The organism is Streptomyces sp. NPDC045678, assembly GCF_056432085.1.
In genome coordinates this window covers 287,882-313,931 of the sequence record NZ_JBWKJS010000005.1, presented here as the reverse complement: position 1 = coordinate 313,931, position 26,050 = coordinate 287,882, and the positions used below count along the sequence as shown (strand labels likewise).

Here is a 26,050-nt window from a genome sequence, read left to right as displayed (position 1 = left end):
CGAGGGCCGGTCCTCAGCCCCCGGGCGGGGCACAGACCTCCGACTCCGGCAGGTGTCCGGGGGCCGCGTCCTTCGCGGCTTCGGTGCGCACGGTGTCCAGCTGTCCGAGCAGCTCGCCGAGGCGCTTCTCCGTCGGGTCGCCGAAGTACTGCAGGACGGCCCGGTGGAACGCGTCGCGCACGCCCGGCGGCATCACGTCCGACGCGTCGAAGCAGAGCGTGCGCGCCTTCGCGGTGAGGATGTCCGCGATGCGCCGGCCCGTCGGGTCGGTCGGCTGGGGGTCGGTCGCGTCGGGGAAGAACGGCTGCAGCCCGTCCGAGGCCCGGGCCCGCCAGAGCGTGCGGGCCCGCTTGCCCGAGAGACGGTCGACGAGGGCGCGCGCCGCCGGGTCGTCGCTGAACACGGCGGCCATGTCGCCCGCCACCTCGTACGCGCCGTCGTTCCCGGGGCGCCCGCCCAGGTAGCCCGCGGCGGGGTCGACGCGGACCCGGTCGTGCGCGTACACGTAGCGGATGAAGGCGCCCTGGTGCTCGTGCGTGCAGCGCGGTTCGAGGGAGTCGAGGAGGCCGCGCGGACCGACGTACGGCGTCGTCAGGGACCGGTCGATCGACGCCTTCGTGCGCTTGCCGAGGAGCTCGGCCCAGGTCGTCCACGCCTTGCGGACCCGCGGGTCGCGCCAGCGGACCTCCCCGGTGGCCCACCGCGTGTACGTGGCGGGGCCCGCCTGGTGGAGGAGTATGTCCTCGATCCAGTCGGTGCCGGGCCACCCGGACGTGGCCTGCGAGGCCAGTCCCACGCACCACTCGGGACGGTCGGCGGTGCGGGCCTGCCTGCTCCACACCAGGCTCTTCAGGTCGACCTTCAGCGGCACCCAGTAGGTGCGGCGCCCGCCGTCCACGTCGAGGCGGGGCGCCCAGGGCGGATAGGCGCGGGCGGTGGCGGCGCGGTCGAGCGGGGTGAGGTGGCCGGCGCGGGCGTGCTCCACGAGTTCGCCGATGCTGTTGAGGATCGCCACGTCCGGCGGGTCGCCCGCCTCCAACTGCGCGCCGAGCGTCTCCCGCAGCGAACGCGTCCCCTGGTAGGTGTACGCCTTCCCGGTGCCGTCGTCGAGGCGGTGCAGCATCGACTCGAAGGCCTTGCCCTCCGGGCCCGTCCAGGGGCCGAGCACGACGACGGTCTCGGGCCGCTCGCTCCCGCAGGCCCCCGCGGTGACGGCCAGCAGACAGGCCGCCAGGAAGGCGCGGAACACGGTGCGTCGCGTCGTGCGGCGGTTCATGGGGTGGCTCCTGGGCGGGAGATGAGGACGTACTCGCGGCGGTAGGCGTGGAGGGTGACCGCGGTCAGGCCCGCGCTGAAGAGTCCGGCGGGCGCCACCCACGGAGCGACGCCGTCCAGCGAGGAGAGGCGGCCCGCGGACAGGTCGTGGGCCGCGCGTTCGTCCAGGGACCGGATCAGGAGGGGGTTGCGGTCGCCGAACGGCGGCTCGTCGACGGTCGACTCGATCGCCGGGGTCGTCCGCTCGGCGATCCGCGTCGCCGTCGACACCACGCGCTGCTGCGCCAGGTGGGCGAGGACGGCGTCGGTCGTCAGGAACGGCACGGCGAGCAGCGGCAGGGCGGCCACGAGCAGCGGGACGCTGACGTGGAGGTGCAGGCGGTGGTGGAGGAACACCTGGGTGCGCCACTGGCCGAACGCGAGCAGCACCAGGGCGAGGACGGACAGGGATCCCGCGGCGAGCACGCGGCCGCCCGGCGCCGCACGGTCCGCGAGCCTGGCGCGCAGCCGGTCCTCCAGGGAGGAGATGCGGTCGACGACGGCGGTCGCGTCGGAGCGCGACCCTGTGGCGGGACGGCAGGCCGGATAGCCGTCCGCGTCGGCCTTCCCGGCGGGCGTGGGCCCGGGTGTCGAGCAGAGCATGCTGCGCGCGTACGAGAGTCCGGCGTCGCGCAGCGCGGGGTCGGCGACGTTGTTCTGCGCGTACGTGATCCAGGTGCCGTAGTCGACGACGAGCCCGGAGACCACGTCGAGCTCCTGGCGTTCGACGGTCGTCAGGGCGCCGCTGCGGGCCACCTGGTTGAGGCGCTGCACGGCCCGTGTGGTGCGCGTGGTGTACCGCTTGCTCAACCCGCTGAGCTGTACGGCCTTCCCGGCCGCCAGACTCTCCGCCGCCTCGCGGTCGGCGATGCGCAGGGACGTCTCGGCCTCGGCGAGCCCGACGAGCGCGGGCACGAAGTTGTCCCGCAGGGTCGCCGAGTCCTCGCGCACGTCCGCGAACGCCCAGCCGAACGCGACGGCCGCGACGACGGTGAGCAGCGGCAGGGCGACGAGCCGGTCCCGCAGGTACCCGCTGTTGCGCGGGCGTGCGGCGAGCGGCACCGGCCACGCGTACCGGCGCAGGGTGCGCAGCGCGTCGCCTGCGAGCGGCGGGACGGCGCGCCACGGAGCCGTCACCGGGCGGCCCCGGGCGGACGGGCTCCGGGCGGCCGGGGTCCTGGCAGGTGGACGCCGGGCAGGACGGTCGTGCTGGTCTGGATGCGGGCGGCCTCCACGTCGAACTTCGCGATCCGGTCGCGGAGTTCGACCGTGCCGCTCGCCGGGTCGCGGACGCGGACGAGGCGGCGCAGATGCTCCTGCATGGCGGTGTCGCCCGTCTCGACGGCGAGCCGCCACGCGGTGCCGAGCAGGGTCTGTGCCGCCGCCCGCCTGCCGAGCTTCAGCTCCGCGCAGGCCTCCTCGAAGGTGCGGTGCAGCTCCTCCTCCTGCCGGTAGTGGGCGACCTGCGGGTCGAGGCGGCTGTAGAGGTCGGGGTCGTCGGTCCAGCGCATCAGCACGGGCTGGGGCGCGGGCAGCCGCAGCGGCGCCGGGCTCTCCGCGTCCAGTTCGACCTCCGTGAGGAGAAGCTCCTTGCCGAGCTGGGCGGGGTCGTAGGGCGCGCCGACGCAGAGCAGGTAGGCGCGGGTCTCCTCGCCGCACGGGCCGAGGTCGTACTCCTCGACGGGGCCGCCCGCGCCCGTCCCGACGCCCGACAGGTCGACGCGGTCGGGGTGGAGCGTGACCCGCGTGGGGTGGACCTGCTCGAAGGAGTGCGGGCGCACCCCGGCACGGTGGTAGAGGCGCAGCCGCAGGCCCGTGACGTCGCGCCCGGCGGCCCGCCCGGTGAGCGAGGCCAGCTCGTCCGGGAGCCGCGTCAGATCCGCGACGGCACGGGTGCGGCCGCCCAGCGCCCGGGCGATGAGCAGGAGTTCCTCGGTCTCCCAGGCGTCGCCGATGCCCACGACGTCGCAGGCGAAGGCCCGCGCGCACCGCTCGACCCGTTCGTGCAGCTCGGCGCGTGTCTCGTACCCGGGCTCGTTCTTGCCGTCGGTGAGCAGCAGCGCGTGCCGCACCCAGCCGCCGTCGCCCGTGGCCGGCAGTTCCCGGAAGAGCTGCCTGGCCCGCTCAAGCCAGGTGCCCATCGCGGTGCCGCCGCCCGGGGTGCAGTCGTGCAGGGCGGCCTCCGCGGCGGCCCGCGACTCGGCGTGCGCGACGGCGAGGCCGGGCCGCCGGGGATAGATCATGGCGGTCCTGTCGCCCCCGGCGACCAGGGCGAACAGCGAGCCGTCGGGGATGCGGGCCAGCGCGCTGACGGCGGCGGCGCGGGCGGCGGCGAGGCGGCTCGGCGGCATCACCATCGAGGAGGAGTGGTCGATGAGCAGCACCTCCGCGAGCCGCGCCCCGGCCGTCCCCGCCTCGTCCCCGGCCGCGGGGTCGCGCACGGTGGCGGCGGGCGGCGCGTGCGCGGCACCCGCTCTGCGGACCGTCACCGTGAGGACGGCGTACATGCGTGCCGTGTCCTGTCCGCCCGGGGTGCGCGGGCGGGGCAGCTCGACGACCTGGCTCACTTCCAGGCCGACCGAGGCGGCCGGTTCCTGATCTTCATGCCCAGCCATGGGGAGTCCTTGCCGAATCGTGCGTGCAGGAAGCCGAAGGGGCGTACCGCGTAGGCGCGGTCGAGGAGGATCTCGGCGAGCGGTATGCCGTCGTCCGGCGTCGGCGCGTCCCGGGCGGCCTGGTGGGCCAGGATCCGGTAGAAGCGGGCGAGGTCGGTGCGCAGCGCCCGTACGTCGGAGGGGAATTCGAGCAGCGGATCGGCGTGCGCGGCGACGGCGCGCAACTGGGCGGCGGTGAGCACGCCGCGCCCGCCGTCCTCCTCGCCGAGGAGCCGGTGCGCCGCACCCCACACCTCCGCCTTCATCCGTACGCGCGACGGTTCGTCGGTCAGACCGTGCGCGGAGAAGAGCTGGGCCAGCGCGCGCACCGCCGCGCCGAGACCCTCGGCGTCCCGCGCGTGGTCGACGCGGATGCGCACGGCGGCCGTGCGGGCGGCGGTGCGGTGCCGGGAGTGCTGCGGCACCGCGTCGAGCGCGGCGATGGCGTCGGTGAGGGCGTCGGGGCCGCCGAGGGCGAGCCGCGCCCGGACGGCGCCGAACGCCGCGCTGCCCAGTGAGGGGTTCCGCAGCCGCACGGCTTCGTAGAAGGTGAGGGCCTCGTGCGGCCGCCCGAGCTGTTCCGCGCAGTGGCCGAGGGCCAGCTTCGGCGCGTACTCGCCGGGGATCGCGGCGTACACGCGGTCGAAGTGGCCGCGGGCCTCCGGCACCCGGGAGCGGGCCAGCGCGAGCAGTCCCCGGTGCCAGTCGAGCCGCCAGTCGTGCGGTCCGTTCGCGGGCCCTATGGCGTCCTCCGCCAGGGCGAGCGCGGTCTCGGCGCCGGTGAGGTCCCCGCCCTCCGCGCGCAGCGCCACCCGCAGCCGCAGCCTGCACCGCAGCAGGTGCACCTCGGGGGAGTCCCGCCAGTCGCCGGTGTGCTGGAGCAGCGCCTCGGGGTCGTCGTCGCTGAGCCTGCTGAGCTCGCCGTGGTGGTCGTCGTCCGGGTCGGGCCGCGGCACGGGGAGCCGCCGGGCCACTTCGGAGGGGCCGGGGGCGGGGTGGTGCGGCGCGGACGGCGGGGCGGCCCAGTGCCGGACCTCGGGGGCGGCGCCGAGCCCGCCGTCCAGGGCGTACGCGGACTGGAGGAAGAGCGGCGACGGCTCGAACGTCTCGGCGCCCGTGCGCAGGGACCGCAGCTCGCGGAAGACGCCGCGGAGTTGCTCGTCCATCTCGCGGGCCGTGGCGAAGCGTCCGGCGCGCGCGGTGCGGGTGGCGCGGCGCAGCGCCCTGGCGAGGGAGACGAGGCCGAGTCCGCGGTGGTCCCCGGTGGCGTCGTCGAGCGGGGCGAGCGCCGCGAGGTCCGCCAGGTCGTGGCGGGTCGCCCCGAGCCCGCACAGGGTGCGCAGCGTCTCGCCGAGGCTGAACAGGTCGTCCTGCGGCGCGGATTCGCCGTGCGGGCCGACGCTGGGCGCCCGGTAGAGGGCGGTGGTGAGGCCGGGCGCGCCCGCGCGGCGCACGCTGCCGACGTCGACGAGCTTGGTGGTGGAGCCGTCGTGCATGACGTTGGGCGGCTTCAGGTCGCCGTACACCTTGCCGCGCTCGGGGGCGTGCAGGTGCGCGAGTGCCGCTAGGATCCGCACGCCGTACGCGAGGACGAACTCCAGGAAGCGGTCGCCGCCGAACTCCTCGGGGTGCTCGTGGGCGCGGGCCCGCACCTCTTCGAGGTTGAGCCCGTCGACGTACTGGAGGACGAGGAAGTCCCCGACCCCGGCGTGGTGCCCGTAGTTGAACACCCGGATGAACCCGTCGTGGTTGAGCTCGACCAGCTCCCTGCGCTCGCCTTCCAGGAGGCTGTACGACTCCGTGGCGAGTTCGGCGTGCAGCATCTTCACGGCGACCGCGCGGTCGTCGACCTTGGTGTCGTGGGCGAGGCAGACCTCGCCCATCCCGCCGTACCCGAGCGGCCGCACCAGGCGGTACTGGCCGGCGAGGAGGGTCCCGGGCGGCAGCGGAAGACCGCTGGGGGCGACGGGGTGGCCGCCCGCGTTGTCCGCCCGGTCCAGGAGCGTGATCTCGGGCAGGACCGTGGGGTCGGGGTGCTCCGGGGGGAGGGCGACGCGGGCCGGGCGTGGCGGGTCGGCGGCGACGCCCAGGTCGACGATCCAGTGCTGGGAGGACTCCTCACCGGACGCCGTTTCGGCGGGCCGCGGTTCCGGCTCCGGCTCCGGCTCCGAAGCGGACCGCGGTGGAGCGTGCGCCGTGTCCACGGCGGAGTGCAGCCCGGTGTCGGGGTCGACGTGCTCGCCGCTGGCCAGGCAGTACCCGGTCGGCGTCACGGTGCCCGAACAGCCGGGGTGCGGACAGGCCTTGGCCTTCGTCACGCGTCACCGCCCGGGTCCGCGTCGGCGAGCCGCCGCACCACGCGAGCGAACGCCGTCACCGCGCGCTCGGCGTCGGCCAGCGGGCAGGGCCCGGCCAGCAGGAGCCGCTGCGCCGCGCGGTAGGGCCCGACCGCGTCGGGGTGCTCGGCGAGGCCGCGCCGGGCGAGCCGCGCCAGGTGGTCGCGGAGCAGCCCGCGCAGCCGCAGGTGCTCGTCGAGGACCGCGCGCAGTTCGCTCTCGGCCCGTTCGGCCCGCAACAGGTAGGTGTCCACGGCCTGTTCGGCGTACGAGAGCTTCTCCAGGAGGCGCGGTCCGCCGCGGCCCGTCAGCGGGCGCAGCTCGTTGCTGAGCTGGACGGTCCACAGGGCGGCCCGCGCCGCGTACCCGGTGGCGACCGGCGGGTCGACGACGTGCGGTTCGACGCGGTGGAAGAGGCGCCGCGCGCCGCGTTCGGTGTCGGCGAGGACGTCGACGCGGGAGCCGATCCGTTGCAGCCACTGGGCGGCACGCTCGGCGGGCAGCAGCTTCTCCGCGAGGGCGTAGGTGAAGCCGTGCGTGCTGGAGCGCACGACGAGCAGCAGGCGGGCGCCGGACTCGGCCAGTTCACCGAGTGCCTTGGCCGCGGCGGCCGGTTCGGTGGCGGACCGGTCGGCGTAGAGCACGGCGACGGCGGGGCGGCGCAGTGGGGCCGTGCGCCGCCCGGCGGCGTGCCGCAGCTCGTGCCGCAGGACGGCGAGGGCCTCGCGGAGCTCCGGCTGGTCGGGGTCCTCCAGGGTGGCGCCCTCCAGGTCGAGGACGAGGCCGATGCTGCCGACGCGGGGCGCGATGCCGGCGCGCGACAGGAGGGAGTCCCCGCCGTGCGGCGGTGCGGCGGTGCCGGGTCCGACGGGCCGCACCGCCAGTTGCGGGGACTGCTCGCGGTCGGCCATGTTCAGGACGACGTACAGGGCCTGGCGCGCCCGGTCGTCGTCCTCGGCGATGAAGAGGACCTCGGTGTCCCAGGCGTCCGCGTCCCCGTTCAGCCAGCGCGTGACGGTGCGCTGCAGTCCGTGCGGGCGGGCGGTGCGGGCGGCGTCCGCCGAGACGACGCGGTGGCCGGGGATGGCGTGCGGCCCGGTCACGTGCCGCTCGGCGAAGCGGCGGAAGTACTTGGCGACGGTGGCCGCGGGGATCATGTACCCGTGCTCGCCCCGCTCGTCGGCCTGCGCCAGGATCCCGAGCAGCCGGTCGCTGCCCTCTTCCCGTACGCCGGCCCCGCTGAACCCGCCCCGCAGCCGCTGCCCGGAGTCCGCCCCCGCCCCGGTGAGGTCGATCTGCACCCGCTCGTCGCCCTCCCCGCCGGGCCCCCGGCAGACCCCGGTGAGCCACTGCCCGCCCGACTGGTGCTCGGGGAACCCGTCGACGAGGACCGTGGCGCCCCGGTAGTCGAGCGTGCGGTGCAGGGTGACGGGGGAGGGGAGGGGCGCGGGGTCGTCGAGGACGAGGACCGCGAGGTCGCCCTGTGCCTTGCCGAAGGGCGGCACCCAGTGGCCCGCCGCGACGGTCGCGGTGCGGTGCGGGGTGCGGGTGAGGCCCTGGAGCAGCGGGAACTCGACCTGCACGCGGTCGGGGCGCTGCCCCGTCGCGGGGTCGCGGATCACATGGGCGCAGGTCAGCACCCGGTCGGTGCCGAACAGCACCCCGGCGCCCAGCACGTCACCGCTGCCCGAGGCCGCCCAGTGCCGCAGACGCACGCGCCAACTCGCATGATCCATGGGTGGGTTGGCTCCCCCGTCCGCGTGTGCCGCGTCCCCCTCCATGTTTCCTCAGGATAGGTGCGGGGGCGGCCAAAGGCTCCTGCGCTGCACGGTGCGGCAGGGGGGAGCACCGCGCACGCAGGGAGCGCGGGGGAGCGCGCACGGCGCACCGGCCCCACGGCCACCTCCCGCCCCCGGCGCCGACCGTCCGGGGGCCCTACCCCTCGTACTCCTTCCAGATTCGCGGCGGCAGCACGTTGCCGCGCTCCGACTTCTTCCCGGCCACCCCCGACAGGGGCAGCAGCTGCGGCTCGCCGGGCCGCAGCCGGAACAGCGTCACCGCCGTCGACAGGTCCTTCGAGAAGCCCGTGAACCAGGCCGACCTGAGCCGGTCCTGGTCGCCCGTGCGCCCTGCCGCGACGTCCCACCCGAGGCGCTTTCCCCCCGTGCGCAGGGCATCGGTGACCTCCTGGGCCACCTGCGGGTCCAGGGCGCGCCGCGACGACGGCGGGGCGAGGCCGGGCAGGGGCTCGCCGTTCTTGACGACCTTCGTGACCGAGTACGGATCGCGCTGCACGCCGTCGTTGGCGAACGTCCCGTACGCGGCGGCCATGCGGATCGCGCTCGGCGTCGACGTGCCGACGGAGAACGCCGGCTCCGGGCGGGCCATGCTCTGCCGCAGCAGCCCGGCCGCGACCGCGGTCCTGCGCACCATGTCCTGCCCGACGTCCTTGCCGAGGCGTACGTACGTGGCGTTGCCGCCGGACACCAACGCCTCGCGCAGCGTCGGCCGGTCCGGGTCGGGGGCGCCGAAGGACCGGCGCAGGACCCCGTCCGCCGCGTAATGGCTGTCGGCCAGGACGCTCTGCCGCACCCGCTCCGCGCGGCCCTGGACGGTGGCCACCTCGGCGGCCTGCGGCTCGTGCGCCGACACCCCGTGCTGCAACGCCGCCGCCAGCACGAACGGCTTGAACGCCGAGCCCACGGGGACGCCCGACGTGTCGGCGTTGTTGGTGAAGTGCTCGGTGGCGTCGGGCCCGCCGTACAGCGCGACGAGCGCTCCGTCGGACGGCCGCACGGACGCCGCGCCGACCTGCACGTGCCGGTCGGCGGGCCGCTTCTTCGGGTCGAGGTCGCGCGCGACGACGTGCCGCACCGCCCGCTCGAGGCGGCGCACCTTGGTCCTGTCGAACGTGGTGTGGATCTCGTAGCCGCCGCGCGCGAGCTCCTCGTCGGTGAGGCCGGTCTGCTGCTTGAGGTAGCGGTTCGCGACGTCGACGAGGTAGCCGGTCTGGCCGCCGAGGCTCGTGGAGCGCGACCGGCTGCGGGGCTCGGGGAAGGTCCGGTACTTCGCCCGCTCCTTCTTCGTCATCAGGCCGACCGCGACCTGCCGGTCCAGGATCCACGCCCAGCGCTGCCGCGCCCGTTCGTGGTTGGCGGCGCTGACGGCCGGGTCGTACAGGTCGGCGCCCTTCAGCATGGCGGCGAGCATCGCCCCCTGGCTGGGGTCCAGCTGCTTCGCGGGGATGCCGTAGTAGGCGCGGGCGGCGGCCTCGATCCCGTTGGCGCCGCGCCCGAACCAGCTGGTGTTCAGGTAGCCCTTGAGGATCTCGCCCTTGCTCTTCTTGCGGTCCACCTTCAGGGCGATGACGAACTCCTTGACCTTCCGCGTGACCGTCTGGTCCTGCGAGAGGTAGGTGTTCTTCACGTACTGCTGGGTGATGGTGGAGCCGCCCTGCGTCTCGCGGCCGCGTGCCATGTTCACGGTGGCGCGGGCCAGACCCTTGAAGGAGACGCCGGAGTCGTCGTAGAAGGTCTCGTTCTCGGCGGCGATCACCGCGTCGACGGCGGACGGCGCGATCTGGTTCAGCTCGACGTTCTGCCGGTTGACCGCGCCGGTGCTGACCATCTGCGAGCCGTCGGACCAGTAGTAGACGTTGGCCTCGCGGCGGGCCGCCTGGTTCTCGTCGGGGATGTCCACGCTGACGTACACGCAGACGAAGAGCGTGGCGAGAGAGGTGGCGAAGAGTCCCGTCGCGCCGAGGAGCTGGCGCCACGACGGGAGCCAGCGCCGGACGCCGCTCCTTCCGGTGCGCGGGTAGTCCACGATCCGTCGCCGGCCGCGGCGACGCGGTTTCTTCCCCTGAGCATGTGTACCCATGCCGGAGGAGAGCGCGCCGCACGCGGCCGGGTTGGCCCGGAGGCCGTTAGCGGTACGTAACAGACCGCTCCTGCACGCGGCGGGGAGGCCGCGCGTGGCCGACGGGGGTCAGCGGACCTTGGTCAGCGCACCCTTGTCCTTGAAGGGGGACAGGCCGTTGGCCCAGAGCTGGTTGACCCTCGACCGCTCCTGCGAGTTCGGGTACGCGTTGGTGCAGGACGTGCCGGGTCCGCCGCCGGACATCAGCTCGCTGCACGGACCCGAGTAGTGGTCGGGCAGACCGAGCACGTGGCCGGTCTCGTGCGCCGTCACACGCGTGGAGTTGTACTGCTGGTTCTGCCGGTAGTCCAGGAAGATGTACCCGCGGCCGTGCCCGTCGGTGGAGGCGTACGAGCCACGCGAGTCATTGCCCTCGCGGTACTGGAAGTTACCGGTCGAGCTGGTCTCCTGCAGCTTCACGTTGCTGACCGAGGAGTTCCAGATCTGCGTGCTCTGGGCTATCTGGCTGCGGAAGCTGGGCGCCCGGCTGGTGTTGTAGGTGACGGTGACGACCTGGATGCCGGGCTTCGCCGCCTGCTTCTTCAGCGCCGACTTCATGACGGCGTCGAAGAACTTCTTGTTGGCGGCCTGCTCCTCGGCCGAGCCGACGTACGACGACGTGGCGTACGTCGACGAGGGCTTGACCGTCTCGGGGGCCGGGGCCGCGAGCGCGGAGGGCGCGGCGGCCAGCGAGGCCACGAGGGCGGCCGAGCCGAGCGTGGCGAGGAGGCTGATGCGGGATCTGTTCATGGGGGTGTCCCTTCCGGGGAAAGGCCGGTAGCCGGTGCACCCGGGATGTCCGGGCCGCCGGGACCGGAAGCCTGCGGGTGCGGCTTCCGGTCGGGGACGAGTATTCGGGGGAAGGGGCGCGTTCGTACCGATGCCATTCGGCGATAACGTCAAAGCATCAACTGTTCGACGTACGCACGTCGTTGCCCGTTATGCGGGCACGTGCTATCGCACGCGTCTGATCCGGTGGACGTCCCGCACACACAGGTTGAGGACGGTGGCGGCGACGATGATCCCCGTACAGACGGCGAGGACGGACCGGTCGGCGAACGCGGACGAGACGAGCGCGACGACGAGGTACCCGAGCGGGATCGCGAGCCGCTCACCGACCTGGTTGAACGAACTCATCCGCCCCAACTCGCCCTCGGGCACGTTCTGCTGGAAGGCGGTCACCCAGGTGACGCCCGCGACGTCCAGTGTGACGCCGGCCAGCACGGCGGACAGCAGCAGCCAGGGCAGCGGCAGTCCGAGAGCGAGCGCCGCGAGGGGCAGCGCGAGCCCGGAACTCGCGGCGACGGCCACGACGAGCAGCCGCTCCGGCTTCCACCGCAGACACACCACGGTCCCCGCGAGGAGCCCCAGCGAGAACGCGCCCTGGATCAGCCCCCACGTGCGGGCCCCCTCGTACTCCTGCTCGGTGACGACGGGCCCGAGCAGCTGGTAGCCCGCGAGCCAGGCGGCGACGAGCACGGTTCCCGCGGCCGTGTACGTCCACAGCCACGTCCGCGACCGGAAGCCGGACCAGCCCGCCCGCAGATCGGCGAGTGCACTGCCCTCGGCGACCGGGGCGCCGAGCCGCAGACCGAGCAGGAGCAGGGCCGCGACGCCGAACGTCAGCGCGTCGAAGCCGAGCGCCCAGGCGGGCCCGCTCACCGCCACGACGAGACCGCCGGCCACGGGCCCGACGACCTTGACGGCGTTGGTGGGCAGCCGCAGCAGGGCGTTGGCCTGTTGCAGCTGGTGCGACGGGACGAGCCGGGTGACGACGCCCTGCGCGGCGGGCGTGGTGAAGGCGATCGCCACGCCGGACACGAAGCCGCAGGCCGCGATGGCCCCGGTGCTCGCGTGCCCGGTGGCGACCACCAGGGCGAGGGCGCCCTGCCCGGCGGCGGCGAGCAGATTGCCGAGGAACAGCAGCCGGCTCCGCGACACCCGGTCGGCGAGGACACCGCCGACGAGCAGGAAGGCGACGGTCGGCACGGTGCTGGTGGCCAGCACCAGCCCGAGCGCACCGGCGCCGCCGCCCGCGCCGATCACCGCGTAGGCGAGGGCGAGGGGGGCCATCGCGGAGCCGGTCGCGGAGACGAGCTGGGCGAGGACGAAGCGGCGGAAGGCGGGGAGGCGGAGGGGGGAGGGGGCAGGGAGCGGGGCGGTGTGTTCGGCTGCGGACCCGGTGCCGGTCTCGGTCGCGGTCATGGTGCCCCCCGGGTCGCTGGTGGTGCTGTGATCGTCCCGGTGGGCAGCATAGGTGGGGGAGAGGAGGCGGGGCCGCGTGGGTGGACGTGGCTCAAAACAGCGGCCCGGGCGGGCCATTACTCGGGGCCAGACAGAAAACACCAGGACCGCCCGGGAATTCCTCGGCCCTCCGACGAATTGCTGATGCGTGTCAGCCTGTTCCGTCTGTTCCCTCTGTTCCGTTCTCTGAGAGGTCCCCGTGTCCGAAGCCTCCGCTTACGACCCCCGCACGCTGCTCGCGGCATCCCGTCTCGGCGTACTCGCCACGATCAAGAAGGACGGCCGCCCCCAGCTCTCACCTGTCATGCCCTTCTACGACGCCGAGGCGGACGTCGTCCACGTATCGATGACCGAGGGCCGCGCCAAGACGGCGAACCTGCGCAGGGACCCGCGCGCCACGCTGGAGGTCACGAGCCCCGACGGCCGCTCGTGGGCCACCGTCGAGGGCACGGCGACCCTGACGGGCCCGGGCACCGACCCCGAAGGCCCCGAGGTGGAGGCGCTGGTGCGCTACTACCGCCTGGCGTCGGGGGAACACCCGGACTGGGACGAGTACCGCGCGGTGATGGTGGCCGACCGCAGGGTGCTGATGACGATGACGGTGGACCGCGTGTACGGCGAAGACCTCGGCTGAGAGCCCGTGTCATCACCCGGGCTCTGAGAGCTCAACCGCTCGCGCGCGGGGTGACGACCATCGGAATGTCGTCGGCGGCCCACAGTACGAACCGCTCGACGGGCGTCACCTCGTGCCCCGCCCCGCCCCGGAACCGGAACCGTTTGAGCAGCACGGCCAGCGTCAACTGGGCCTCGACCATGGCGAGCCCGGCGCCCTCGCAGCTGCGGGGCCCGAGCCCGAAGGGAACGTAGGCGAACCGCGACCGCTCGGCCACCGCCTCCGGGGCGAACCGCTCGGGCACGAACTTCTCGGGCTCGGGCCAGTGGTCGGGGTTCATGTGCACGGCCCAGAAGGGGTAGAAGACGGTGGTGCCGGCGGGAATCTCGTACGTCCCGTCGGCGCCGTCGAGCACCATGTCCTGGGTCGCCTCGCGCGCCCCGTAGGGGCCGGGCGGATAGAGCCGCATGGACTCCTTGAGCACCATGTCGAGATAGGTGAGTTCGCGCAGGTCGCCGTAGTCGGGCGCGGACCGGTCGCCGAGGACGCGGTCGAGTTCGGCGGCGACGCGCTCGGCGACCTCGGGGTGGCGCCCCAGCAGGTGCAGGGTCCAGGAGACGGCGACGCCCGTGGTGTGGTGCGCGGCCAGCATGGTCATCATGACGGTGTCGCGGATGCGGGCGGGGGAGGTCCCGGCGGCGAGGAGGGCGCCGATGAGATCGCTCCGGTCACTCTGTTCGTTCTCCTCGCCCTCCCCGTGGGCGGAGACGACACGGTCGACGGTGTCGCGCAGGTAGGCGAGAGCGGTACGGGCCCGCCGCATGCCCTCGTCCTCACGGCCGTCGTCCGCCCCTCGGACCCGCCCCAAGTACTCGCCGAGGACGACTTCGAAGGCGTCGACGACGTCCTCGGCCCGGACGACATCACCACCGGTACCGCCCAACGCGTAGGCGCAGATCATGCGCATGGAGAGCGCGGTCAGATCCTTCTGAAGAAGGACGGCACCCCCGCCCGCAGGCCCACCGCCACTCCACCGCTCGGCGAGCCCCTCCACCAGCGAGACGAACTCCCCGAAGTGCCTTTCGTGGGACGGCCGCCCGGCGAGCACCTCCAGCAGAACGCGCCGCCAGGGCCCGTGCTCCTCCGCCCCGATGACCTGGAGGTTCCCGGCTTCGCAGAGGGGTTCCAGAAACGCGAAGAGCGAGTCGGGCCGCTCGTCGATACGGGCGGTCTGCTCCAGCAGCAGCGGATCGGAGACGGACACGGCGACCCCTGCTCCCGGCAACTGGAACCGCACGACGCCGCCGTACTCGGCGTGCAGCCGCAGCTGGTAGAGATGCAGCCCACCCGCCTCCGAGATGGCCCCGACCCCACCGTCATCACACATCTCCGGCCCTGGAATCCGCATGGCGCCACCTCCGCAATCCGCCGCACTTCGCTGTCGCCGACCGCCGGCGCTCACTGCTGCCCTCAGGCCAACGAACGCCGCGGGTGGGGCGACAGGACGTTTTCGGCCAGTAAACTGCGCGCGCTCAGAAGGATCAGGGCGGTCGCGGAAAGGTGAGGAAGACACGTGGCACACGGGGGATACCAGGGCTGGAGCCCGACGAACGGCCAACCACAGGGAGGCGGCGCGCCGCCCCCGCCGCCACCCCCGTATCCACTGCCGCACCCGCCGCGAGGGCGCCGCCGCACGCTCTGGGGCTTCCTGTTCGTCTCCCCCCTGATCCCGGTGATCCGTTCCGCGCGCCGCCGGGCGGAGGCGATCTTCAACCGGCCGGGCGCGGGCCGCGTGGAGGACCGGGTGGTGACGCGGGTCCAGCTGTGGCGGGCGATCGCGGGCGCGGCGGCGAGCCTGTACCTCGTCTACACGTACGGCGCGGACGGCGGCTGGAGCGGAGTCGCCAACGACGGTGTGACGAAGCTGATCCTGGCCCCGCTGCTCCTGATCTTCACCGGCCCGCTGGTGGTGCTGGCCTTCATCCGCTACGCACCCGCCGACCAGCGGCACGTGCTGCGCTCCCGCCTTGGCGCGCCGCTGAAGGCGGTGGGCTGGTACGTAGGGATCCTGGCCGGTGTCGCCCTGGTCCTGGCGGGCAGCGCCCTGCTCCTCAAGCAGAACTACGGCACGCTCCTGAACGGCTTGGTGGCCCTGGCCCTCCTCATCGGCCTGGTCTGGCTGCTCCCGTTCCTGGCCTTCGCCTCCGCGTACGCCGCGCGCTACGCCTTCAACACGGCCAACGTGCACGCGGCGCTACCGGCCGCGCTGACCGTCGTACTGGTGTGGGAGCTGATGCTCTGCAGCCTCGCGCTGGAGGGCGGGCTGCCGCACGGCCCGCCGGCGGCGCAGTGGGGCGCGGTTCTGGGCGGCCCGGTGTCCGTGACGGCGGTCGCCCTGTGGGAGCTCCATCGCATGCGCACGCGCCACGGGGTCCGCATCCGCACCTGAGTACGGGAGTTCAGGGGCGGAAGGGGGCGCTTTTTTCTCTGTTGCTGTTGATACTGCGGTCATGAACATAGTTATGGCCTGTGTGGTGACACAGGGATTACGCAACCCGGCGTCGGTTTAGCGTGGATACTGACAGAGGGGGCCTCAGTCCATGCTGACCAACTCCGTGATCCTCGTCGTCGACGACCACAAGGACACCCTTTTCGCGCTGGAGAGCGCGCTGGCCCCGCTCGGCTACCCCTTGGTCAGCGCCTCCAACGGCGACGACGCCCTGCGCGTGATCCTCCGGGGGAACGTGGGCCTGATCCTCCTGGACGTCCGCATGCCCGGCGTGAGCGGCCTGGACGTCGTCCGCTACGTCCGCCGCCTGGAACAGACCCGCGCCATACCGATCGTCCTCCTGACGGGCTTCGACGTCAGCAGGGAAATCTCAGCGGCGGCGTTCCGCCTGGGAGTGGCGGACGTGGCCCTGAAACCCATAGACCCCCTGACCCTCCGCACGAAGGCCCGCTACCTCTTCGAGACGTACGGGCAGCTCAAGTCGATGCAGCGGGAGATCGAGGACCTCAGGGCCCAGTTGAAGTCGGGGATCATCACGTCCACGTCACTGAAGGACGGGGCGCGGGACGAATCCTGAAGGGTTCGCTTCTCACCCTCCGCCAAGGAATCCTCACGCTTGCAGACGGCGCTCAAAGTACAGAGAGTGACGGCCACTCCCGGGCGCCGAGGCCGCGGCGTACCGTGACGGCGTGGCGAATGAAGACCTCGGGCGGACCCTGCGCCGTTTGCGCCGGCTGGCCGTCCTGACGCAAGAGGAACTGGCCGGGCGCTCGCACGTGTCCGTAGATGTGATCCGGCAGTTGGAGCAGGGGCGGAAACACTCCGCACGGTTGCCGACGCTGCACGCGCTGGCGAACGGACTCGGCGTAGAGCTGACGACGCTCCTGGGCGACCCCCCTGCCGTCGCTGCGACCGGTGAGGACGACGGGCCGAGGTTCGTGGCGGTACGGCGGGCCATCATGCCGGTGCTGTGGGCGCCGGAACCCCAGCAACCGACATCGGATTTCTCGCCGGACGGCCTGCGTGAGCAGATCGCGGACGGCTGGACGCAGTATCACGCCGCCGAGTTCGACACGGTGATGAAGACGCTGCCCGACCTGATCGCCGCCGCGCGCTCGGCCACGTACTCGGACGACGCCGCCATCTGTGACGCCGGATACGCCGCACTCGCCAAGTCCCTCCAGCTGGCCGGACACGTAGCCGTGCGGATGGGGAAGACCGATCTCGCGTTGATCAGCCTGGAGCGAGCCATAGACGCAGCGGGCCGCTCGCGCGATCCTCTCCTGCGTCCGATGATCGTCAACTCCGTCGCGTGGACGTACCAGCGACAGGGACGCCTCGCTGACGCCCTCAGCATCGCCCTGCACGCGGCGGACGACACCAAGGACGGCGGACATACGGTCACCGCCGACGGTCTGAAGGTCTGGGGCGCCCTGACCATGTCGGCCGCGACGTCCGCCGCGCGCAGCAACGACTATGAGCGCGCAGCGGGGTTGATGGCGACGGCCGAGATGGAGGCCGCCCGCGTGGCCAAGCTGCCGCAGAGCGGCGACAGCCGTATGGTCAGCGTCTTCAGCCCGTCCTCGGTACGCATCGAGCGGGTCCGGCTCGCCGTCCAGTACGGACACCCCGAGGAAGCGTTGCAGCTGGCCAAGGGCATGCGGCTGAGCGCGGACACTCCGCCGTCGTGGCGGACGTGGCTGCTGCTGGACGTGGCGCGGGCCCACACGGACCTCGGGAACGCGGCAGAGGCCGTGAAGGCCCTGGAGTCACTCCGCCGTGCGGCGCCGACGTGGATGCGGCACCACACACTGGCCGTGGCCATCGTGCGCGACCTCTGGTCACTCCCCAACCACCCCGTCGGACTTCGCCCATTGGCGGAGTTCCTGGGCGTCGACGCCTAACGTCGCGAAACTAGGACGCCACGTCCCTGTCACGCTGCGTAGCGTGCCGATTCCATAGGTCGCAACAGAGCCCCGGGGCTGTGCGAACGCCCCCGAGGCATTGGCCGACCGCTCAAGGAGTCGACATGGCCAAAACCACGGGCGCCGCGCTCAACGCGCAAAGCGGCGAACTCGAACCCCCACCGCCACTGAACGCGGCCTTCGACTGGCTGGCACGCGCTCAGGCGGAACCGCGCCAGGCACGGAGGGAGTGGGCGGAACAGGGCATCGCCCTATTGCCTCTCGGCACGAGGTTCAACTCCGTGTGCCTGCCGGCCGGGTTCGTGCACAGGGGTGTCGGCGCGGCCGACCTCGACACCGTGACCGCAGCGCTGGCGGAGCTGCTCGACGGCACTGTGATCCACAACAGCGTCCTCCACACGTACCACGCGCTCGTCGAGCCTTACCCACCTGGTCGATGGGCCTACGCAGAGACCGCGCCCATGCTCGGCACCGGTCAGTTCCTCAGCATCCCCGCCGCCGACCTCATCGGCCCGACCGGTCTGTACTGGGCAGTACGACCTCACGCCGTCGGCTACCTGTGCTCCGTACCGACTGTGGCCGCGCTCGTGGCCCTCGGCCTGCGGTCGCGACCGAGGGGCACCCGGTGACCTCCATCGACCACCTCTCGACGCCCCTGCTGCCCTCGCCGGGGAACCTGTCCGACGGGCAACTGGGCGGCCAGGACTGCGTTTTCTGCGGCTCGACGGCCACCGTCGACCTGGGCCGCCAAGACGTGGAGCGTCTCGGTGCGGTCGTGAGCTGGTTCCCCCGCGCATGCCGTGGCTGTGTCGACGGTGGATACGTCGACAGCCTCCTTGGGGCGGCATTCTCCGCCTGCCGGGACCTACCGCCCCCGGAGCGGCTGCTCGACCTCTACCTCCGCCTGCGGCACGAGGTACGCCGACGCTTGCCCACTGCCGAGCACGCCGCCGTCATCGCCGGCCGAGGCACCCTCAGCGGGCACGCCCACCAACGGATCGTGGACGCCACCATCGACGCACTCAACGACATGACCGGCGACGAACCCAGCCCCCTGGCCCTGGCCATGCGCTGCTCCGAACTCGGCCGACGCCTACGTGACCTGACCCCCTACCGGCCCAGCGGCGAGCCGTAACCGGGCAGCCACCCCCGTTCTCGTCCCTCCTTCAGAGTCCCTCGGCCCGTACGGGCGGCCGAAGATGATGCCGCGAGGGGCGGAAAGGGCAGCGCGAGGGCAGTGAGGGCATCGCCTGTGACGGAACGGAGACGTCGTGGGCGACCGCCTGTAACTCGGTGAGGGATACAAATAGTTCAGACCGCACAGCCCACCCGCCACTCCCCCGGGGGACACCATGAAGAAGACCCGCCTCACCGCTCTCGCCGCCGTCACCGTCGCCGCCGCCCTCTCGCTCACCGCCTGCGGTGGCGAGGACTCCGGCACGAACTCGTCCTCCAAGGGCTCCTCGGCCTCGAACTCGTCCTCCTCTTCCTCCGCCTCGAAGGGCGGTTCCGGTGAGGACATCAAGGCCGAGGCGGCGGGCAGCGCGACGAAGGCCGGTGCCAGGGTGACGTTCTGCAAGACCGCGGACCTGGCGATCGACGCGAAGGACGCCGCGCCGGACGAGAACACCGGCCGGATCGACATCACCATGATCAACCGGGGCTCGAAGACCTGCTCGGCGACGGGCTTCGCGGGCGTCGACATCAAGGACGCCGACGGCACCTCCAACCCCATCGAGCGCGGTCAGGCCCAGCCCCGCGTCACCACCCTGAAGCCCGGCGCCGCCGCCGTCTTCAACCTGGCCTACGAGATCGACAACAGCGGCGAGAGCCTCTCGAAGCCGACCCACATCCTGGTGACGCCCCCCAACGAGACCCACACCGTGACCCTGAAGTGGCCGGCGGGCGCCGGTGCGATCAAGGGCGCCTACACCGACGTCCAGGTCTACCCGACGCACAACACCAACTAGGCCTGCGGCGCGCGGGTGCTCACGTCAGAGCAGGTGCTCGACGGTCGCGCCGCCCCACCGCTCCGCCAGATACTCCGCGACCAGTCGGCGATGGCACTCATGCGGTTCGTTCTCGCTGCAGAGCAGAACCGCATTGGTGACCAGTTCCTGAGGGACCGTTTCCGACACTCTCCGTTGCGCCATGAGGTCCAGGAACTTCTCCTCGTAGGTGGCCCAACCGGAGCCGTGCTTCTTGAAGGCATCCAGAATGGGCTGGGTCGGAGCCAGGTCGGGGCGATGGACGTACGCCATTCCGCACAGCTCGCGGAGGAAGTACTTGAGGTCGTCGCGCTTCGCGAAACCCGACAGTTGCGACACGTTGTTGAGCCGGACATCGACGAGGGTCGAGGCGCCCGATGTCCGCAGGAGACCGAAGAACTTCTCCGCGGGCTTCTTGGTGAAGCCGATCGTGTAAATCTTCATACGTCCGCCGTCCGGTCGGCAGGTGAGTCCTGTTTGACGTAAGCGATGCGCTCTTCCTGACGACTCAGCGCCTCGTCCAGGCGATCGGCCGGTGAACGGAACAGCTCAGGTTCCGAGAGTCCGAACTTGGCCATGAGGCGTTCCATCGCCGAGTCGTGGCTCTCCACCCGCCCGTCGCCGTGAATGTGATGGATGGTGGCGCCGCCCTCCGCGAGCACTCGGGAAACGAGTACCGTGCGGTGGCAATTCAAGGGTTCGCCCTCGGTGCACATGATGGCAATCCGCTCGGTCACCGCGCCCTTCGTCAGGCGTTCGATGCCTTGTCGGAACTTGCGAGTCTGTGCGAGGCGCCCGTACTGCACCCGTCCGTCGACGTAACAGGTCGTGTCGTCCGTGCGTGCTCCGAGTTCCTCGCCGAGGAAGACGTACTTCAAGCCGACCTCGCGCAGACCGGGCTCGAGGGACTTCCGGTTGAAGTGCGGCGCGAACTGGCTGGCGGGGATCGATCGGACGTCCGCGACGGCCGTGACGCCGTGCTGGCGCAGCAACTCGATCAACGTGGGGAGATCGTGATTGGAATGACCGATCGTCATCAACATGTCGGAGCTCATCTGCTACTGCCCGGTTCTATCGCGCGACGTTCGACTACGGCCGCCACCATCTTATAGAGGTAGCCCTTGAATTCCTCGCCCAAGCTCACGGTCAGGAAGGATTCGGATAAACTGTAACTCCCTACGCCCAGCGCCCTGAATCTCTCCTCGTACAAGGCGTCTGTCACCTTGAGTATGTATGTGGATCCGGCGTGCCGAAACTTGGCCCGCACCTCAAGGTCTTTGTTCGCATCGTAGGGCCGGTCCACTTCTATGATGACAGTGCTGACTCGAATCAACTTGAGCGAGTTCATCAATGCGAATTCCTGCTCCACCGGAACTCGATCGTTGAGCCCCTTCCTGGTGCTGTCGTCGCTGTTCAACCACAGACGCTTGGGCTTCTGTTCCAGGCGGCATAAATCGGCCCATCCGATTCGCCCTAGCTTTACCCACTGACTGTTGGGGTCGAGGATCCAGTTCTCGGTCTGGAACCCGAACCTCTTGGGCCTGAGGAGCCGCATGGACACGACGTCGAGTATGCGAGGCTCCGCACCGTCTCGATACTGTCTTTCCGATGCCGAGACTTCGTGGGTCTGCCGGCTGCTGACTGGGCGCACCCAGGCATCCGACTCGATGTCGATTCCGGCGATGCATCGCCCGAGGTGTTTCCGGGAATTCGCCAAGCAGACTATCGCTTTGGTAACCGCCACGTGCAGGTCAGCCCTTCTCGCCCATGGCCGTACGAAGCCAGTCGAGCGGCGCTTGGGCCAGGAGGCGGTCGGCAAGTCGCTGCCCTGACTCCGTCACGATCCGAGCCCGGCTGTTGTCCACCCACCGCTGCGCGGCCTCGTACCCCTGCGCCTTGTACTCCAGCCCTTGCAGCATGCATTCCAGTTTGTCGGCATCCCGCGCGCAGATGGCCTCGGGGGTCTCTTTCGCCTCGTACTCGGCAACCACGGCGCGTACGGCGGTGCGCAGCACCTCGGGCATGCCGGCCGTCTGGTCCGCGGTGACCGCCTGGGCATCACCCGGCGACGCGTACTTCTTGCCCAAGTGGTTGACGTCGCCCGTGCGGGTCTCCTGGGAGTCGTGCCAGACCGCCATGTGAACCGTACGAGCCGCGTCGGCGCCCTCCAACGTGGCGATGACCGAAGCGATCACGGACGTGCGCCATGCGTGCTCGGCCACGCTCTCCGGGTCCCGGACGCCCGCCATCCACCAGCCGGTGCGGCGAGCCGCCTTGAGGGTGCCCGCCTCCCACAGGAAGTGGGCTACTTCTGTGAGGTCCTGGTCAGCCACGAGGTCCCCTTTCACGCCTCGGCGAGGCGGATTGCGTACCGAACGCCCTCCAGCTTCCGCCTTGCCTGAGCGGAGAGCTGCAAGTCATCCAACATCACGGGAAGGCGCGTGCGTAGAGCCGTCCCGGCCGACGACGGGGCGCGGAGCAGGTTGGGGCGTGCGGCCAACAGAGCCCACAGGGTGTGGACATTGAGGTCGAAGAAGCCGTGCCTGGGAGTGAGCCCGCGAACGAGATGGTCGAGCATGAGGTGACCGTTCCAGGGCCCTGGGGCGGACGAAGCGATGAAGTCGTCCGACATCTGGATGTGCGGCGTCTCGCCGAGCCAGTACGCCCAGTAGTTGAGGTTCGCTGCCTCCGCCGCGTCGTCGCCCCCGAGGGTGCGCGTGATGAAGTGTGCCATCCGGTCGCGGTCTCCCTGGCGGGCCTGGACGGCGGCTACCGAGCGGGAGTTGAGCCAGCCTGACAGCCAGTCGTCGGGGCGAACGAGCTTCTGCTGGCGGGCCAGCCAATCGGAGGTGTCCGGGTCGTCGTCGAACCCTGCCAGGTACAGAGCCTGGCGCCGCAACAGGAAGTTGTCGCCTCCGCGTGCCTGTTCGGCTGTCTCCCGCATCCGGATGAAGAAGCGCGTACGGTCCTCTGCCGGGAGATCGGGTGCCGTGGGCACAGGGCCCCGGCGCGGGCGCTTCGGCGGGTGCAGCTTTCGAACCGGCGCAGGCGCTACCCCATTGAGCGGCCACGTCAGCACTTCGACGAGGTCACGCCGCATGACCCAGGCCCCGAGTGGGTTGGCTTCGGTGGGCCCACGGTCGTCGAGCGCGCCGGCAAGCAAGACATCCGCTTCCATGGCCCGCTCCAGGGCGGCCAGAAGGCCGGGACCGGTTCCCAGGCGCATCAGGCGGTGGCGGTGAACGAGCATCTGCCCGACGGGCACCGAGGTGAGCGGTCGCCGACCCGACTCCCACCCGGCGATGGTGTCCGGAGAGACACCGAAGGTCTCGGCGAAGGTGTCCTGCGTGCGCCCCAGCTGCTCACGAATCACACGCAAGACGTATCCGGAGATGATCCCCGCCCGGCCGCGTTCGGCCTTCCCCTGACCAGCGGTCAGGGTTTGACGCCTGTGGCGCTCCATGATCGGCCCCTTGCCTCTGCTCGGCGAGCCCTTACCTGTACTCACGGTCACTTCTGGCGCCGATCATCGCTACCTACTGTCAAGGGGTGACGATCGACAACTCAGCGTAGTGGGAGTGGTGCCGCGGTGGATGCCGAAGAGGGAACCTCGTTCGCCTTGCAGGGACCGGAGGAACAGAGTTCAGGTGAAGCCGCTTTTGACTGGCTCGCGCGCGCTCAGGCATCGCCGCGTGAGGCTCAGCGGGAGTGGAGGGAGCGGGGCATCGCCCTATTGCCGCTGGGCAGGCGGTTCAACTCCGTGTATTTGTCCGCCCCACTCGTGCACGTCGCCGCCGGGACCAGCGACATGCAGGTCGTGACCCGGATGTTCGCGGAGCTGCTCAACGGCCCGGTCATCCACAACCGCCCGCAGAACCAGTACTACGCGCTCGTGGAGTGCACCCCGTGGCTTAGCTGGTCAGAGCAGTACCCCGAGGCCCCCATGCTGGGCGCCGGCCACTTCCTGTCCGTCCCGGCCTTCGACCTCACGGGTCCGACCGGCCTGTACTGGGCCGTGCGTCCCCGCCTCGTCGGCGACCTGTGCGCTGTTCCGTCGGTAGCGGCGCTCATCCACATGGCCCGTGACCCTCGACGGGCGGGCGCACGATGAGCGCCGCCGACGAACCGGTGTGCTCGATGAGCAACCCGAAGGCGGCCGCGCATCTGTTGAACAGCCGCCTACGCGGGCACACGCCGGGTTGCCCCGATTGCCGCGACGACGAGTGCGAGGAGGGCGCGCGGATGCGCCGCGCCCTGCGGGCGGTGCGAACCATCCTGAGGGAGCCCGAGCCGCCCGCCCCGCCCCTCCCCGCCCGCGGTGGGACGCGACGCTGATCCGAACGTGTGGCCAGAGTGCACACAACGAAGGCCCAGGGCCGGAGGATTGCAGCCAGAGCAGCGTGAGGCTGACGATTCCCTTCGCGCCCCCGATGTAGAGGTGCGATTCATCGTCGGCGAAGGTGCCCAAGTACCGGGCGAAGAGATCGGCGTACCAGGTGAGATGGTGATGATCGGCTGATCGTGCCGGTAAGCGTCAAGGTCAGAGGCGTGATCAACTCCGTGTCATAGGTCGTCATATCCCGCACCGCAGGATGCTGCGGGGCGCTGCTCCTCGCGCGTTTGCCCCTACCGGCCCGCGGGCCCTCGCCGTCCCCAGCGCCGGCGGTCAGGCCCCGGCCATATGCAGGCCGGGGTCGGCACAGGAGTCCCCGCGGTCGCCTCGACCACTCCGGGGTGCCCCGATGAACCGGAACCTGTGCCCGTCAGATCACGGGCTCGCCGCCTAACTGGCCGTCGCTGTTCCCCCGCTCCCGCAGGAGTGCGCAGTCTCCCGCTCCGTCCGGCCCGCCAAAGTCCCGGCCGGGGTGGGTATCACGCCCTTCCGCAAGTCGGACGGGCGTGCAGCGAAGTGCCGTACCGGCAAGCGAAGAGAAGAGGAAGAGATGACGCTGACCCTCGAAAACCCTGTGGCCGCGCGCACGCGTGACCCGAAGGAACTGCTCAACGCCGTACAGCCGCACATCAAGCACCTGACCATCAACGTCCTCGACAGCGGCATGACCCTGTGGGAGCGCGAGATCGCGCTGCTGCTCCGCGATCACACTATGGTCCGCGACATGGCCGAGCGCATCCTCGGCAACGCGGTCATGTACACCATGGCCTCGCTCGAGCACCCCGAGGTGCACTCGGCGTCGGCAAGCTCGTCGACATCGGCGTGCATCAGCTCATCCTCGACACGCCGGTGTGGTGGGCGCTCTGCGACATCTACAACGGGGGCGCGTACAAGCACCACGCGCCGTTCATCGAGCGCCGCGGCGACGGCCTGTGCCTGCGCACGGCCGACTTCCTCAAGACGATCGGATTCGCGATCGACGAAGAGCTGTGGGAGATCGACGGCGCCGAGTGCTCGCCGTGTGACAACAAGGTGCCCGACAGCCACTGATGCCCGATACGGTGCCCTCGCCCTCGCGCCGAGGGCCGGGGCACCACCGCCCGCATCACCGAAGAGGACTCCATGCCCGTACCTCACGACCTCGCCGCAGAGACCGAACTGTGGGACGCCTACGCCGAGTCGGCGTTCAAGGACGACGCCGAGCCTGTCTTCAACTGGACGCAGTACACCGGACACGGCCCCGGCCCCGAAATCCTCGGCGCCCCCTCGACCGTGCTGGAGACCGGCTGCGGCACGGGTCGGGCCCTGGCCTACCTCGCCACCCGGGGGGTCGAGGCTCACGGGGTCGACCTGTCGCCGGTCATGGTCAAGAAGGCAACGGAGCGATGGGCCGAGACCGGAGCGACGTTCCATCACGGCGACGTCTTGGAGTACCTCGCCGTGCACGATGGCACCTACGACGCGGTGTACTCGGTTTTCGGGGCCGCCTGGTTCGCCGACCCCAGCCGGCTCTTTCCGCAGGTGCGGGCCCGCCTCAAGCCGGGCGGAGTGTTCGTGTTCTCCCAACCGCCGGCCATTCCGGGCGCCTACGGGCCACAGGGCATGTACAAGGGTGGTTTCGCAGGCAAGGCGATGTTCACCTACCGCTACAGCTACCGGCCCGCGGTGTGGGAACGACTGCTGACCCGAGCGGGGTTTACCACCGCGTCCGCGAGCGTGCTGGATGCCCCGAAAGAGGGCCACATCGGAACCCTCATCGTGCGAGCGCAGGTGCCCTGACCTGTCACAGCCGCGAGCCCTCGTCCCGGTAGTGGGCTAGTGCGGTATCCGGTGGGAGGCGATCGCCGTCAAGGTTGGCCGCGCGCAGCTCGACCAGCGGCGCATACGGATCGCGCAGAGGCCGCGCGATCGAAACCGTGTGCACAAAATGCGTACTGCCCGCCCGGGCATCCCCGAACGGGCAGTGATCAGCTGGTCTATGACCAGCGCTAACAGGTTGTGCCCCCGGCAGGATTCGAACCTGCGACACCCGCTTTAGGAGAGCGGTGCTCTATCCCCTGAGCTACGAAGGCGGGGTTCTGCGTGGACCGCCGAGGCGGGTCCCTGGACAGGGTAGCGGATGAGGGTGCGGCCGTCGGCCCCCCGGGGCTCGTGAG

24 protein-coding genes, 1 tRNA gene and 1 pseudogene are annotated in these 26,050 nt (G+C 71.3%); 10 read left to right on the top strand and 16 right to left on the bottom strand.

The features are described from left to right. Nucleotides 1-13: 13 nt before the first annotated feature. The 8 genes from AC07DO_RS19525 to AC07DO_RS19490 all read right to left on the bottom strand — a co-directional run bounded on the left by AC07DO_RS19525 (nucleotide 14) and on the right by AC07DO_RS19490 (nucleotide 12,427). Nucleotides 14-1,276, bottom strand: a complete 1,263-nt coding sequence (locus tag AC07DO_RS19525) for an alpha-glucoside ABC transporter substrate-binding protein (RefSeq protein ID WP_479061109.1) — start codon at nucleotides 1,274-1,276, stop codon at nucleotides 14-16. Next, on the bottom strand, nucleotides 1,273-2,451 hold the full coding sequence (locus AC07DO_RS19520) for a hypothetical protein (protein WP_479061107.1): 1,179 nt from the start codon (nucleotides 2,449-2,451) through the stop codon (nucleotides 1,273-1,275). Before AC07DO_RS19520 ends, AC07DO_RS19525 begins: the two co-directional genes overlap by 4 nt. Next, complete coding sequence (locus AC07DO_RS19515) at nucleotides 2,448-3,929, bottom strand: VWA domain-containing protein (RefSeq protein ID WP_479061105.1); 1,482 nt, start codon at nucleotides 3,927-3,929, stop codon at nucleotides 2,448-2,450. The genes AC07DO_RS19520 and AC07DO_RS19515 overlap by 4 nt, the downstream gene beginning before the upstream one ends. Beyond that, nucleotides 3,878-6,286 carry a tetratricopeptide repeat protein gene (locus AC07DO_RS19510; protein ID WP_479061103.1) on the bottom strand — a complete coding sequence of 803 codons (2,409 nt, stop codon included), beginning with the start codon at nucleotides 6,284-6,286 and terminating at the stop codon, nucleotides 3,878-3,880. Before AC07DO_RS19510 ends, AC07DO_RS19515 begins: the two co-directional genes overlap by 52 nt. After that, nucleotides 6,283-8,040, bottom strand: a complete 1,758-nt coding sequence (locus tag AC07DO_RS19505; protein ID WP_479061102.1) for a trypsin-like peptidase domain-containing protein — start codon at nucleotides 8,038-8,040, stop codon at nucleotides 6,283-6,285. The genes AC07DO_RS19510 and AC07DO_RS19505 overlap by 4 nt, the downstream gene beginning before the upstream one ends. A 199-nt stretch (nucleotides 8,041-8,239) precedes the next feature. Then, entirely contained in the window at nucleotides 8,240-10,129 is a 1,890-nt protein-coding gene (locus AC07DO_RS19500) for a transglycosylase domain-containing protein (RefSeq protein ID WP_479061100.1), read from the bottom strand. Nucleotides 10,130-10,291: 162 nt separating this feature from the next. Next, nucleotides 10,292-10,972: a snapalysin gene (snpA, locus tag AC07DO_RS19495; protein WP_479061099.1), complete on the bottom strand. Its 681-nt coding sequence runs from the start codon at nucleotides 10,970-10,972 to the stop codon at nucleotides 10,292-10,294. A gap of 204 nt (nucleotides 10,973-11,176) precedes the next feature. After that, complete coding sequence (locus tag AC07DO_RS19490) at nucleotides 11,177-12,427, bottom strand: MFS transporter (RefSeq protein ID WP_479061097.1); 1,251 nt, start codon at nucleotides 12,425-12,427, stop codon at nucleotides 11,177-11,179. A 238-nt stretch (nucleotides 12,428-12,665) separates the two neighbouring features. Between AC07DO_RS19490 and AC07DO_RS19485 the strand changes: the two genes are divergently transcribed. Next, entirely contained in the window at nucleotides 12,666-13,100 is a 435-nt protein-coding gene (locus tag AC07DO_RS19485) for a PPOX class F420-dependent oxidoreductase (RefSeq protein ID WP_479061096.1), read from the top strand. Nucleotides 13,101-13,131: 31 nt separating this feature from the next. Here AC07DO_RS19485 and AC07DO_RS19480 read toward each other — a convergent pair whose 3' ends face one another. Further along, nucleotides 13,132-14,487 (bottom strand): cytochrome P450, encoded by a 1,356-nt coding sequence (locus AC07DO_RS19480; protein WP_479061094.1) that lies wholly within the window; start codon nucleotides 14,485-14,487, stop codon nucleotides 13,132-13,134. A gap of 165 nt (nucleotides 14,488-14,652) precedes the next feature. On the opposite strand from AC07DO_RS19480, the gene AC07DO_RS19475 reads away from it, so the two are divergent. From AC07DO_RS19475 to AC07DO_RS19450, 6 genes are all read left to right on the top strand, one after another. Further along, nucleotides 14,653-15,528: a hypothetical protein gene (locus AC07DO_RS19475; RefSeq protein ID WP_479061092.1), complete on the top strand. Its 876-nt coding sequence runs from the start codon at nucleotides 14,653-14,655 to the stop codon at nucleotides 15,526-15,528. 151 nt (nucleotides 15,529-15,679) lie between these two features. Beyond that, nucleotides 15,680-16,165: a response regulator gene (locus AC07DO_RS19470; protein ID WP_479061090.1), complete on the top strand. Its 486-nt coding sequence runs from the start codon at nucleotides 15,680-15,682 to the stop codon at nucleotides 16,163-16,165. 112 nt (nucleotides 16,166-16,277) lie between these two features. Beyond that, nucleotides 16,278-17,492: a helix-turn-helix domain-containing protein gene (locus AC07DO_RS19465; protein WP_479061088.1), complete on the top strand. Its 1,215-nt coding sequence runs from the start codon at nucleotides 16,278-16,280 to the stop codon at nucleotides 17,490-17,492. Nucleotides 17,493-17,617: 125 nt separating this feature from the next. Next, nucleotides 17,618-18,142: a hypothetical protein gene (locus AC07DO_RS19460; RefSeq protein WP_479061085.1), complete on the top strand. Its 525-nt coding sequence runs from the start codon at nucleotides 17,618-17,620 to the stop codon at nucleotides 18,140-18,142. Then, nucleotides 18,139-18,648, top strand: a complete 510-nt coding sequence (locus AC07DO_RS19455; protein WP_479061083.1) for a hypothetical protein — start codon at nucleotides 18,139-18,141, stop codon at nucleotides 18,646-18,648. The genes AC07DO_RS19460 and AC07DO_RS19455 overlap by 4 nt, the downstream gene beginning before the upstream one ends. 217 nt (nucleotides 18,649-18,865) lie before the next feature. Continuing rightward, nucleotides 18,866-19,483 (top strand): DUF4232 domain-containing protein, encoded by a 618-nt coding sequence (locus AC07DO_RS19450; protein WP_479061081.1) that lies wholly within the window; start codon nucleotides 18,866-18,868, stop codon nucleotides 19,481-19,483. Between the two features lie 24 nt (nucleotides 19,484-19,507). Here the strand turns inward: AC07DO_RS19450 and AC07DO_RS19445 are convergent, their stop codons facing one another. Genes AC07DO_RS19445 through AC07DO_RS19425 form a run of 5 tightly spaced genes read right to left on the bottom strand, consistent with a single transcriptional unit; the run spans nucleotide 19,508 to nucleotide 22,964 of the window. Continuing rightward, entirely contained in the window at nucleotides 19,508-19,945 is a 438-nt protein-coding gene (locus AC07DO_RS19445; protein ID WP_479061079.1) for a DUF488 domain-containing protein, read from the bottom strand. Next, nucleotides 19,942-20,544: a DUF488 domain-containing protein gene (locus AC07DO_RS19440; RefSeq protein WP_479061077.1), complete on the bottom strand. Its 603-nt coding sequence runs from the start codon at nucleotides 20,542-20,544 to the stop codon at nucleotides 19,942-19,944. Before AC07DO_RS19440 ends, AC07DO_RS19445 begins: the two co-directional genes overlap by 4 nt. Before the next feature lie 8 nt (nucleotides 20,545-20,552). Beyond that, nucleotides 20,553-21,245, bottom strand: a complete 693-nt coding sequence (locus AC07DO_RS19435) for a dual OB domain-containing protein (protein WP_479061075.1) — start codon at nucleotides 21,243-21,245, stop codon at nucleotides 20,553-20,555. Between the two features lie 7 nt (nucleotides 21,246-21,252). Next, nucleotides 21,253-21,834 carry an HD domain-containing protein gene (locus AC07DO_RS19430; protein WP_479061073.1) on the bottom strand — a complete coding sequence of 194 codons (582 nt, stop codon included), beginning with the start codon at nucleotides 21,832-21,834 and terminating at the stop codon, nucleotides 21,253-21,255. Nucleotides 21,835-21,845: 11 nt separating this feature from the next. Beyond that, nucleotides 21,846-22,964: a helix-turn-helix domain-containing protein gene (locus tag AC07DO_RS19425; RefSeq protein WP_479061071.1), complete on the bottom strand. Its 1,119-nt coding sequence runs from the start codon at nucleotides 22,962-22,964 to the stop codon at nucleotides 21,846-21,848. 303 nt (nucleotides 22,965-23,267) lie between these two features. Between AC07DO_RS19425 and AC07DO_RS19420 the strand changes: the two genes are divergently transcribed. Further along, nucleotides 23,268-23,612 carry a hypothetical protein gene (locus AC07DO_RS19420; RefSeq protein ID WP_479061069.1) on the top strand — a complete coding sequence of 115 codons (345 nt, stop codon included), beginning with the start codon at nucleotides 23,268-23,270 and terminating at the stop codon, nucleotides 23,610-23,612. 652 nt (nucleotides 23,613-24,264) lie between these two features. Here AC07DO_RS19420 and AC07DO_RS19415 read toward each other — a convergent pair. Further along, entirely contained in the window at nucleotides 24,265-24,603 is a 339-nt protein-coding gene (locus AC07DO_RS19415) for a hypothetical protein (RefSeq protein ID WP_479061628.1), read from the bottom strand. Here AC07DO_RS19415 and AC07DO_RS19410 point away from each other — a divergent pair. Together AC07DO_RS19410 and AC07DO_RS19405 are read left to right on the top strand one after the other, a co-directional pair. Continuing rightward, a pseudogene (locus AC07DO_RS19410) lies at nucleotides 24,499-24,944 on the top strand (hypothetical protein). The gene AC07DO_RS19415 and the pseudogene AC07DO_RS19410 overlap by 105 nt on opposite strands. Nucleotides 24,945-25,016: 72 nt before the next feature. Continuing rightward, a complete protein-coding gene (locus tag AC07DO_RS19405) occupies nucleotides 25,017-25,673 on the top strand; it encodes a class I SAM-dependent methyltransferase (RefSeq protein ID WP_479061068.1) in 657 nt (218 codons plus the stop codon). Between the two features lie 220 nt (nucleotides 25,674-25,893). On the opposite strand, the gene AC07DO_RS19400 is transcribed toward AC07DO_RS19405, so the two are convergent. Continuing rightward, nucleotides 25,894-25,966, bottom strand: a tRNA-Arg gene (locus AC07DO_RS19400). Nucleotides 25,967-26,050: the final 84 nt, after the last annotated feature.

Bases quoted from the DNA above. Each gene is read 5' to 3' on its own strand.
- AC07DO_RS19405 (WP_479061068.1), top strand. From the start codon at position 25,017: ATGCCCGTACCTCACGACCTCGCCGCAGAGACCGAACTGTGGGACGCC.
- AC07DO_RS19525 (WP_479061109.1), bottom strand. From the start codon at position 1,276: ATGAACCGCCGCACGACGCGACGCACCGTGTTCCGCGCCTTCCTGGCG.
- snpA (WP_479061099.1), bottom strand. From the start codon at position 10,972: ATGAACAGATCCCGCATCAGCCTCCTCGCCACGCTCGGCTCGGCCGCC.
- AC07DO_RS19480 (WP_479061094.1), bottom strand. From the start codon at position 14,487: ATGCGGATTCCAGGGCCGGAGATGTGTGATGACGGTGGGGTCGGGGCC.
- AC07DO_RS19505 (WP_479061102.1), bottom strand. From the start codon at position 8,040: ATGGATCATGCGAGTTGGCGCGTGCGTCTGCGGCACTGGGCGGCCTCG.
- AC07DO_RS19515 (WP_479061105.1), bottom strand. From the start codon at position 3,929: ATGGCTGGGCATGAAGATCAGGAACCGGCCGCCTCGGTCGGCCTGGAA.
- AC07DO_RS19440 (WP_479061077.1), bottom strand. From the start codon at position 20,544: ATGTTGATGACGATCGGTCATTCCAATCACGATCTCCCCACGTTGATC.
- AC07DO_RS19445 (WP_479061079.1), bottom strand. From the start codon at position 19,945: ATGAAGATTTACACGATCGGCTTCACCAAGAAGCCCGCGGAGAAGTTC.
- AC07DO_RS19425 (WP_479061071.1), bottom strand. From the start codon at position 22,964: ATGGAGCGCCACAGGCGTCAAACCCTGACCGCTGGTCAGGGGAAGGCC.
- AC07DO_RS19450 (WP_479061081.1), top strand. From the start codon at position 18,866: ATGAAGAAGACCCGCCTCACCGCTCTCGCCGCCGTCACCGTCGCCGCC.
- AC07DO_RS19460 (WP_479061085.1), top strand. From the start codon at position 17,618: ATGGCCAAAACCACGGGCGCCGCGCTCAACGCGCAAAGCGGCGAACTC.
- AC07DO_RS19490 (WP_479061097.1), bottom strand. From the start codon at position 12,427: ATGACCGCGACCGAGACCGGCACCGGGTCCGCAGCCGAACACACCGCC.
- AC07DO_RS19470 (WP_479061090.1), top strand. From the start codon at position 15,680: ATGCTGACCAACTCCGTGATCCTCGTCGTCGACGACCACAAGGACACC.